Below are 5,675 nucleotides of genomic sequence, written 5' to 3'. Positions count from 1 at the left end.
TCCCTAAATGTGTTATAATGAAAGCAGACTCACAAAAAAAAGAGTATATAGACTTGGAAGTTTCTCTTATTTTACAAGCAAAAAGAAACGAGCAGTCGGGTATATTTCAGACACCATACACGTAACGGTTTAAACAACCGATCATCTTAGTTACTCTTCAATGATCTTTTTATAAAAAGATACGTACAATTAAAACTCACTTCAATATACTATACCTACCTTTTTGACTTCCAAATCATCTTATTACATAGGGAGATGAACATATGAATCAATATATACGATATACAATAGCTGTCCTGTTTGCTATTATCGGCGGAACAATCTGCTTCTGGACAAACACTCAGCTTGGAGAGAATATCATCTTTAATGGAATCGAAACGCTTGTAAGCGCTTCAATTTTAGGCGGATACATTTACTTCCTCTTCAATCCAGAAGAAAATGCTCAAAAAACAATGTTATTAACAATGATCGGAATCGTTGGTGGATGTATTTCCTACTCAATGACAAACTATACATTACCACTTCAATTAAGCTCAGCTTTCTTCCACGGTCTATGGACTTGGTTCATTGCATTCTGCCTAGCAGACGTATTCAACCTATTACAAGACACTGAAGAAGATAGCGGTCGTCAAATTGAAAGTAACTCTTAAGCTGGAAGATACTCTTCCAGCTTTTTATATTGTTTTGCATATCCCCGCATCACGATAAAAAGAAGTTACCCTCACGGCAACTTCTTTCTCACATACCCCATCCAGTACCAACCGGATTATATCAGCGATTCTCCATATATATCGGCGATTTCTCCACTTATATCAGCGATTTTTTCATTATATCGACCATTCGACACAGGATATCGACTTACCGGCAATTTTCGGCAACCTATTTATGCTCTATACCCTGCCACTACAATAAAAAGAAGCTACCCAACGGCAACTTCTTTTCCACATACCCCACTTCGTATTCACTAAAATATATCAACGTTTTTTAAAATATATCGATCATTTCTCCACTTATATCAACGATTTTTTCATTATATCAACGGTTCAACACAAGATATCGATTTAACGACAACCTTCGACACTCGAAACGCACAATATACCCTATCCCCCAAGCAACTTACTGCCGAACTCTACGATTAAAAAGATAATTAATAGGATCGCGAGTATCTTTAATGCTACATATGCCACTTTAAAAACAACATAAATGAGCAAGACTATCAAAATAATTGATAAAATTTCCATATTTACTTCCTCCAAGCTTTGCTCTTCTTATATCATTTTACTCGCCCCAGGCTATTTATGGAACGGCATAAGATGACATATAAAAAAGAGGATACCTCATCCATCGTAAGATACCCTCACCTTCAACTGCTCAAACCATTCTCTTTCTAATTGTAAATATCCAATCTCACTCTTCTCGGCGCTCTTTAATTCTTTGTCAGCTTTCTTCATATAAGTATGGGAAGCTTCTAGATCATTCTCTAAATATTTGATAATTCCTTGTGTACGATAATATCCGTTTAAGTCCATTTTTGTAATAGCCTTTGCATGTTCCTTTGCTTCTTGCAAAGAAAGACTATCCATCTGATAAAGGGCTTTATATAAAAGATACCAACTATGAAAACTACTAACGAAAAACTTATTTTCTTTCGTTACAGGTAGTTGAACAATTCTTTCTATATACGGTATCGCTCTTTCCATTCCCTCTTGATCTGCACGAGCAAAAAAGACAAGCATAAGTCTACTCATTATCTCTCTTATCCCTTTATTCTCTTTTATTTTCTCCTCACTCAATTCTACTAATCTTTCATCCCAATCTTTCGGTCTTTTATAACTAAATAACTCACTCGATATTTGAATCTCATATAAATGATTTCTAGCTCTTTCATCATCTTTAATTAAAATAAGAAATTGCATCCCATCACTCATAAGCGTTCCTTTTATCGGCACAATTGTAACCGCAAAGATTGCAAAATGGAAAAAGGAAAAATATAAAAGATATTGATAATAACTCACCATGTATATGTAACCGGAAGTAATACCAAACAGTAAACTCGTAATTGGTCCACCTAAAGTGAGCCACGCCCATTTTTTCGAAAGATTCGGTGTCTCTATAGAAGGTGGTACTAGTGTTGCAACGCCTCCAAAGTAAGCCCATAATTTATTTGCTCGAATGCGTAATTTTCCCTTTTCTTTTTGAATAGTAATGGGTCCTACTGTCATAAATTTAAATGTTAAACCACCTATTACACCAAATACTACATGTCCTAGCTCATGAATGGCTAACACTAATAATGAAATTCCAACTATTGCCCATAGGTTCAAAATTACTTCTAATTTCCCAGTTCGGATTACTCCGTATAAAATGGACAGAATTAACGCCACTGTCATTGAACCAGCTGGCCTTCTTAAAATATCCACCTTTTTCTCCCCTTAATAAATCATTTTCCTTTGCATTTCGTACATGAACTTCCCAAGATGCAATATCCAAATAAATGAGATTAAGCCAATTAATACAAAATCGATATTACTAGCAGCTGTATATATAACGGCAGCCCACCATACATATGCCAATATTGTATTCGTAAATTCATATGCTTTATATCCAGCCTCATGCACAATGTGCTTTAATCCTTCATCTGCGTTTTTCGTCCACATTTTCATAGATTCCATATACGTTACACCTTGTTCAGGATATAGCTTATTATAACGATTTTTTGTTATGAGTCCGATAATTACTACAGTAGTTAAACAAACAATAGAAGCTACTAAATTCCACACCGCAAATGAAACATTTGTATCCTGCAACAGTGCACGTCTACATGTAATAACTGCATATACAAACCATGCCTGCGTCACTATATCACCTACACGTAAATATATACTTATAATGCCTAATTTTCTGCCTTGTACGCTCTCTTCTTCATCGCGTGCCTCTGCTAACATACGTGTATTCTTCCAAGTATAGTACATCATTAAAATTCCAAAAATAGTACATATACCTATAAATGTATTGGATGATAATTTTCTCGGTTCATCCGAGAGTAAATTTAAAGCTATATAAGACGTTAAAAATCCTCCTATCATACTTAATGCTATTTTCCCCACAGAATCAAATTGTTTTTTTCGCTTACTCTTCATCGTCCTCTTCCCCCTCTACTAACGTAAATATTTCCTCCACCGGTACATTGAAAATTTGTGCGATTTTTAACGACAATACGATAGATGGTGCATAATCCCCACGCTCAATTAAACTAATCGTTTGCCGTGATGATCCAATCGTTTTCCCTAAATCCCCTTGTGATAAACGATGCTTTGCTCGCAATTCCCTCACTCGATTTTGAAGCTTCATGTCTTCCCTCTTTTTCATTTATTTAATTAAAATTGTAAATAATATCCTTATATTTGTCAATTATAATTGTCATTACGACTATAATAATTGACAAAATACTTATTTCTTATCCTGTATCAAATTCCTATAAAGAATGTAAAATGTGCATTAAACATAGTCTTAAAAATAAAATAAAAAAGGCAGTGCTTTTGCACTGCCTTCCTAAATTCTGACATAGAATGGATTTCATATTAACTTGCGTTTTGTAGTAATACTCGTTTTAACTGCTTACGGAAACGAATACCCAACGTAACCGCTACAATCACAATAACTCCAAAAATGATTTTACCGATATGACCTTCTAGCACTCCAAAGATATCATGTAAGTTTCCACCTAACCAGTAACCACCGATTAAGAAGAATGATACCCAAAATAGAGCGCCTGAATAAATTGTAATGGCAAAACGACGGAATGGTAAATTAATAATTCCTGCAAAGTATCCTGTGAAATGACGTACACCAGGAATAAAGAAACCAATAAAAATTAGGAAGTACCCATACTTATCAAACCACATTCTCGTTAAGTCAATTTTTCTTTGTGTTAAAAATACGTATTTCCCATACCTTTGAATGAAAGGCATACCTAATTTATTTCCTAAAAAGTATTGAATCGTCATCCCTACACTTGTCCCAATAAAGGATAGAATGATTAAAATCGGTAAACTTAAATCACCCTTATGTGCTAAAAATCCCGCATATGCTAATGTTGGCTCTCCCGGAAACGGAAGTGCAATATATTCTAACAGCAAGCCGACAAGTACAACATAATACCCGTATTGCTGAAATAATTCATGAATCCATTCCATGTCATCTCTCCTTTCAATCACGTACAACTTCTTACTATTATTGTATAAAAAAATTGTCGAAATAACTATCACAATAGCTTACATTTTTATTACATTTTTGTAAGGGTCACACTAATGATTTTCGTTCTTTATTAAATAGTAAAAATTATTTTCCAAGTCGAAATAGCGAAAAGACGCATTAATAACATGCAGATTTTATCCATTTTTTAGCACTAAAAAAGCTCTCTTATTTTGTTCTCAATAAAAAACCATCACAAACTCATGCTAACTTCATATTAGCTTCATATACGTATTGTAAGATTATATCGGAATTTGTTGAAAAATTTAACCAATATATGACTAAGCATTAATTTGAATAAATATAAGTCGTTTTTCGAAATTGAAAAAAGGGTGAATACGAAATGGAAGCATATAAAATGCACGATTTTATTAATACAAATGTTGAATCTCATCAAAATGAAACCGTTTTTAATTTACAAATATGTGAAACAAGTGAATTTGACGTAAGTTTAACAAAATCTACAACACTATCTTTTATCGTTTCAAAAAAGAATATTAAAATTGTCACGAAAAAATGGATTAATTCAAATCAAGAAAGCATGATTGGCAAAAGCTACATCATTCCAACAAAAGCTTTTCACTATTTCTTACCAATCATTTCTGAAAATGAAGATGAGCTAAATATTCAAGTTCAAAGTTTTGGACTACGTGGTGAGCTTTTATTAAATGAAAGATTACTTATTGATAACAACAAACACAACAGCAAAATCACTACATTCTTTGAAACATTAGATGAAAATGTAAATAAAGCATTACGAGGATTACAACTTCATTGTATGTAAGACTATTACGATAGTAAAAGGAGAATAACAATGAAAAAATTATTATTAAGCGCACTATTATCATTAGGATTTTTAACTCTTCCATTCGCTAGTGCAGAGGCAGCTACAACGAAAGATCAATTAATCGTAGACACTCAGTTAAATAAAATGGATTATTATCAGGATGGAAAATTTATAAAAAGTTTTACTGTCGCTACTGGAAAAGCTGCAACACCTACACCTAAAGGCACTTTTCAAATCGTAAATAAAATTAAAAACCGCCCTTATTATACAGGAAAAATTAAAGGCGGCGATCCACGTAATCCACTTGGTGACCGTTGGCTCGGATTAAATATGGCAGGAACTTACGGAACAACTTATGCGATTCACGGAACTAACAATAATCAAGCAATCGGCAAATGGACCACACTTGGTTGTATTCGTATGTATAACAATGATATACACTGGTTATTTGAGCGCGTTCAGCAGCAAGCTACTGTCACTGTAAAATAGCCTAAAAACAAGATTTATGTGTAGCCAAGAATTTTATGTCTTGGCTTATTTTATTTATTCATTTACAGTAGCAAAACAACTGTATTTACATATATAATAGGAATAGATTTGATTAGCTAATATCTAAACATTGATAAACGTAGAT

The 5,675-nt window shown here is 33.4% G+C and carries 8 protein-coding genes; 3 read left to right on the top strand and 5 right to left on the bottom strand.

The window, feature by feature from the left end:
• Nucleotides 1–263 precede the first annotated feature (263 nt).
• The gene (locus ABWK52_RS27445) at nucleotides 264–650 is read left to right on the top strand and encodes a DUF3938 domain-containing protein (RefSeq protein ID WP_001077776.1); all 387 of its coding nucleotides are present in this window, start codon (nucleotides 264–266) and stop codon (nucleotides 648–650) included.
• Between the two features lie 450 nt (nucleotides 651–1,100).
• Here the strand turns inward: ABWK52_RS27445 and ABWK52_RS27440 are convergent, their stop codons facing one another.
• The 5 genes from ABWK52_RS27440 to ABWK52_RS27420 form a co-directional block, all read right to left on the bottom strand.
• A complete protein-coding gene (locus tag ABWK52_RS27440; protein ID WP_000404758.1) occupies nucleotides 1,101–1,241 on the bottom strand; it encodes a DUF3985 family protein in 141 nt (46 codons plus the stop codon).
• A 96-nt stretch (nucleotides 1,242–1,337) separates the two neighbouring features.
• Complete coding sequence (locus ABWK52_RS27435) at nucleotides 1,338–2,390, bottom strand: site-2 protease family protein (protein WP_141530647.1); 1,053 nt, start codon at nucleotides 2,388–2,390, stop codon at nucleotides 1,338–1,340.
• Nucleotides 2,391–2,432: 42 nt separating this feature from the next.
• Nucleotides 2,433–3,140: a DUF3169 family protein gene (locus tag ABWK52_RS27430; protein WP_016110907.1), complete on the bottom strand. Its 708-nt coding sequence runs from the start codon at nucleotides 3,138–3,140 to the stop codon at nucleotides 2,433–2,435.
• The gene (locus ABWK52_RS27425; protein ID WP_098508570.1) at nucleotides 3,130–3,351 is read right to left on the bottom strand and encodes a helix-turn-helix transcriptional regulator; all 222 of its coding nucleotides are present in this window, start codon (nucleotides 3,349–3,351) and stop codon (nucleotides 3,130–3,132) included. Before ABWK52_RS27425 ends, ABWK52_RS27430 begins: the two co-directional genes overlap by 11 nt.
• 230 nt (nucleotides 3,352–3,581) lie before the next feature.
• A complete protein-coding gene (locus ABWK52_RS27420) occupies nucleotides 3,582–4,196 on the bottom strand; it encodes a DedA family protein (RefSeq protein ID WP_000454755.1) in 615 nt (204 codons plus the stop codon).
• 401 nt (nucleotides 4,197–4,597) lie between these two features.
• On the opposite strand from ABWK52_RS27420, the gene ABWK52_RS27415 reads away from it, so the two are divergent.
• Together ABWK52_RS27415 and ABWK52_RS27410 are read left to right on the top strand one after the other, a co-directional pair.
• Complete coding sequence (locus ABWK52_RS27415) at nucleotides 4,598–5,038, top strand: DUF3978 family protein (RefSeq protein ID WP_000388768.1); 441 nt, start codon at nucleotides 4,598–4,600, stop codon at nucleotides 5,036–5,038.
• Nucleotides 5,039–5,068: 30 nt separating this feature from the next.
• Nucleotides 5,069–5,530, top strand: a complete 462-nt coding sequence (locus tag ABWK52_RS27410) for a L,D-transpeptidase (RefSeq protein WP_000735058.1) — start codon at nucleotides 5,069–5,071, stop codon at nucleotides 5,528–5,530.
• Nucleotides 5,531–5,675 lie beyond the last annotated feature (145 nt).

The sequence above is a fragment of the Bacillus sp. AP50 genome (genome assembly GCF_040492675.1).
GTDB lineage: Bacteria > Bacillota > Bacilli > Bacillales > Bacillaceae_G > Bacillus_A > Bacillus_A cereus.
The sequence above is the reverse complement of the archived record's forward strand: the minus strand, read 5'-3'. Positions and strand labels throughout refer to the sequence as shown.

Coding starts and splice junctions, on each gene's coding strand:
- ABWK52_RS27445 (WP_001077776.1), top strand. CDS start 264: ATGAATCAATATATACGATATACAATAGCTGTCCTGTTTGCTATTATC.
- ABWK52_RS27440 (WP_000404758.1), bottom strand. CDS start 1,241: ATGGAAATTTTATCAATTATTTTGATAGTCTTGCTCATTTATGTTGTT.
- ABWK52_RS27435 (WP_141530647.1), bottom strand. CDS start 2,390: ATGACAGTGGCGTTAATTCTGTCCATTTTATACGGAGTAATCCGAACT.
- ABWK52_RS27430 (WP_016110907.1), bottom strand. CDS start 3,140: ATGAAGAGTAAGCGAAAAAAACAATTTGATTCTGTGGGGAAAATAGCA.
- ABWK52_RS27425 (WP_098508570.1), bottom strand. CDS start 3,351: ATGAAGCTTCAAAATCGAGTGAGGGAATTGCGAGCAAAGCATCGTTTA.
- ABWK52_RS27420 (WP_000454755.1), bottom strand. CDS start 4,196: ATGGAATGGATTCATGAATTATTTCAGCAATACGGGTATTATGTTGTA.
- ABWK52_RS27415 (WP_000388768.1), top strand. CDS start 4,598: ATGGAAGCATATAAAATGCACGATTTTATTAATACAAATGTTGAATCT.
- ABWK52_RS27410 (WP_000735058.1), top strand. CDS start 5,069: ATGAAAAAATTATTATTAAGCGCACTATTATCATTAGGATTTTTAACT.